General features: G+C 63.8%; 1 protein-coding gene and 1 pseudogene. Both read right to left on the bottom strand.

Annotation, left to right across the window (positions count from 1 at the left end; all coding sequences use genetic code 11):
- A pseudogene (locus ACV229_RS40595) lies at nt 1-164 on the bottom strand (ABC transporter ATP-binding protein); the annotation flags it as partial.
- 18 nt (nt 165-182) lie between these two features.
- Nucleotides 183-688 (bottom strand): branched-chain amino acid ABC transporter permease (locus ACV229_RS40590; protein WP_448088657.1); only part of this gene is annotated, 506 nt, incomplete at its 5' end.

Raw genomic sequence — 688 nt, 5'->3', positions numbered from 1 at the left:
GCGAAGTCGAGCACGCGGACCCAGTAGTTGCCGCCAGCCGCGCCGATCACGATCGGTGCGGCGATCACGAACGCCGCGGTCAGGATGCCGATGGTGACGGTCTTCGCGGTGTTGCGTTCTTCGACGAGCGTCGTCGAGGTTTCGATCGGTTGAATGGATGTCATGTTCTTGCTCCCCTTTCGTTACGCGCGGTCCGCGACCCGTTCGCCGAGCAGGCCCGACGGACGGAACACGAGAACGATGATCAGCACGATGAATGCGAACACGTCCTGGTAGTTACTGCCGAACACGCCGCCCGTGAGGTTGCCGATATAGCCGGCGCCCAATTGCTCGATGAGACCAAGGAGCACCCCGCCGACCATTGCGCCCCCGAGGTTGCCGATCCCGCCCAGCACCGCCGCGGTGAACGCCTTCATGCCGGGAATGAAGCCCATGTAGAAGTGCACGTTGCCGTATTCGGACGCGATCATCACGCCGGCCAGCGCGGCGAGCGCCGAGCCGATCATGAAGGTCGCCGAGATCACGAAGTTCGGATTCACGCCCATCAGGCTCGCGGTGTTCGGGCTTTCCGCGATCGCGCGCATCGCGCGGCCGAGCTTGGTCTTGTGCACGAGCAGCAGCAGGCCGCCCATCACGATGAACGCGACGGCGATGATCACGATTTCAGTCATCGAGATCACGGCGCCGG

The sequence above is a fragment of the Burkholderia sp. MR1-5-21 genome, assembly GCF_053427715.1.
Note: the sequence above shows the minus strand (reverse complement) of the source record. Positions and strands in the feature narration are given on the sequence as shown.